We start from the raw sequence: 2701 nt of genomic DNA on the forward strand, positions 1-2701 counted from the left end.
CGGCGGCGATCCCGGTGCTGGCCAGCGCCAGCCGCGGCGCGCTGCCGGTGCACGCGGTGCCGCTGCAGACCTGGCTGATCGGCGCGGCGCTGATGCTGGTCATCGGCGTGGTGGTCGGCCTGCTGCCGGCGCTGCGCGCGCAGCGGCTGAAGATCGTCGACGCCCTGGCCGGGCGCTGAGCCCGCCCCTTCTCTCCAGCACAGCGATGCCACGGACGGCGACGCAGACCCGAGGAACAACGCAATGAAGATGCAATGGTTATGGAATGTCCTGGCGATCGCGGCGCTGGCGCTCGGCCTGGGAATCTGGATCGCCCTGCCCTGGTTCCTGGTGCTGGCGCTGGTGGCGGTGCTCGCCGTGCTGCTGCTGGTCACCCGCAGCGGCCGGCTGTCGCTCGCCGCCGCGCGCATCGGCATCGCCAGCCTGCCGCAGCGCTGGGGCGCCAGTTCGGTGATCGTGGTCGGCATCGCCGGCGTGGTCGGCGTGCTGGTGGCGATGCTGGCGATGGGCCAGGGTTTCCAGGCCACCCTGGACAGCACCGGCGACGACACCACCGCCATCGTCCTGCGCGGCGGCTCGCAGGCCGAGACCAACTCGGTCATCACCCGCGACCAGGTGCCCTTGATCGCCAGCCTGGCCGGTGTGGCGCGCGGCGCCGACAACCGCCCGCTGGTCTCGCCGGAACTGTCGCAGGTGGTGAACCTGCAGTCGAAGTCCGACGGCACCGACGTCAACGCGCAGTTCCGCGGCGTGGGCGAGCAGGGCTGGGCGGTGCACGACAAGGTCAAGCTCCTGCAGGGCCGTCGCTTCCAACCGGGCCTGCGCGAGATCGTGGTCGGCAAGGGCGCGCAGTCGCAGTTCCGCGGCCTGCAGCTCGGCCAGACCCTGACCCTGGGCAACCAGGCCTGGACCGTGGTCGGCGTGTTCGCCAGCGGCGACGCGCACGACTCGGAACTGTGGACCGACACCCAGACCCTGGCCACCACCTACAACCGCAGCGCCTACCAGTCGATCAGCGTGCGCACCCAGGGCCAGGACGGCTTCCGCCAGTTCAAGGCGGCGATGGACGCCGACCCGCGGCTGAAGCTGGACGTGTTCACCACCCGCGAGTACTACCGCAAGCAGGGCGGCAACCTCAGCAAGGTGCTGGAGATCCTGGGCACCTTCATCGGCACCATCATGGCGATCGGCGCGGTGTTCGGCGCGCTCAACACCATGTATGCGGCGGTCGCCACCCGTGCCCGCGAGATCGCCACGATGCGCGCGCTCGGCTTCCGCGGGTTGCCGGTGGTGGTGGCGGTGATGCTGGAGACCATGCTGCTGGCGCTGCTCGGCGGCGTGCTGGGCGGGCTGATCGCCTGGGCGATCTTCAACGGCTACAGCGTCTCCACCCTGGGCAGCAACTTCAGCCAGGTGGTATTCCAGTTCAAGGTGTCCCCGCCGCTGCTGTGGACCGGGCTGAAGTGGGCGCTGGGCATCGGCCTGGTCGGCGGCCTGTTCCCGGCGCTGCGCGCGGCGCGGCTGCCGATCACCACCGCCCTGCGCGCGCTGTAGCGCCAGGGCTGAACGCGCCGGGCCGGGACCGCTGTCCCGGCCAGGCCCAATGGCGGCTGACGCGTCATCGTTCCGTCATCGAAACGCGGTAGAACGGCCGCCGCCGAGGCGCTAGCCTGCGCGGCCATTTGGTTCCACGCCGCCACGCCCATGTCCTCGCGCCTGCGCCTGCTGCTCGTCCTCTGCGCCAGCCTGTGGCTGAGCGCCTGCTCCTCCACCTCGCTCAGCGACCGCCTGGTCGCGCCGGGCGGCGTGTCGCCGTTGATGGACGAGGAGCGCATCCAGAGCCTGCTGGCGACCCTGCCCAACCGCAGCGGCCACGTGGTGGTGCCGGGCGGCATCCCGATCTTCTGGCGCGCCATCGACCCGGGCGATTACCACATGCGCTACCGCTACGAGCACGCCGGCCGCGACGCCAGCGGCCACGAGCATGCCGATTTCGCCATGGACGTCGCCACCCCGGCGCCGACCACGCACATGGCCCCGCGCGGCACCGTGGTGCTGCTGCACGGCTGGATGATGGACGGCGACTCGCTGCTGCCGTGGTCGCTGGACCTGGCCCAGGCCGGCTACCGCAGCATCAGCATCGACCTGCGCAACCACGGCCGCTCCGGCGGCGGCCCGGCCGGCTACGGCACCCGCGAGTCCGACGACGTGGTCGCGGTGATCCGCGCCCTGCGCGCCAGCGGCGAGGTGCAGGGCCCGGTGTACCTGTTCGGCGTGTCCTACGGCGCGGCCACCGCGCTGTTCGCCGCGCAGAAGCTCGGCGACCAGGTCGACGGCGTGGTCGCGATGGAATCCTTCGCCAACGCCGGCCGCGGCATCCGCGACATGATCCCGCACATGCTCGCCAGCCGCCCGCGCGGCTGGATGGCCAGCGCGGCGATGGACCTGGCGCGCTGGCGCTACGGCGGGCAGAACCTGGACGCGGTGATCGCCAACGCCAACCAGCGCCTGGCGCTGAACCTGGACCAGGTCGACGTCACCGCCGCCGCACGCGCCGCACCGGCCTGCGTGCTGCTGCTGCACGGCAGCGCCGACCAGCACATCCCGGTGGCGCACGGCCGCCTGCTGGCGCTGGACGCCCCGCGCGCGCACTACCTGGAGATGCCCGGCGAGAACCACCTCAGCCTGCCGATGCGGCTGG

3 protein-coding genes are annotated in these 2701 nt (G+C 72.0%); all 3 read left to right on the forward strand.

The window, feature by feature from the left end:
- Positions 1-179: ABC transporter permease (locus D180_RS24040; protein ID WP_198526573.1), on the forward strand; the 179-nt coding region annotated here is incomplete at its 5' end.
- A gap of 64 nt (positions 180-243) precedes the next feature.
- Complete coding sequence (locus D180_RS16480; RefSeq protein WP_017913664.1) at positions 244-1554, forward strand: ABC transporter permease; 1311 nt, start codon at positions 244-246, stop codon at positions 1552-1554.
- A gap of 150 nt (positions 1555-1704) precedes the next feature.
- A partial coding sequence (locus tag D180_RS16485) for an alpha/beta fold hydrolase (protein WP_017913665.1) occupies positions 1705-2701 on the forward strand: 997 nt, incomplete at its 3' end.

It is taken from the genome of Xanthomonas sp. SHU 166 (assembly GCF_000364685.1).
Classification (GTDB): domain Bacteria; phylum Pseudomonadota; class Gammaproteobacteria; order Xanthomonadales; family Xanthomonadaceae; genus Xanthomonas_A; species Xanthomonas_A sontii.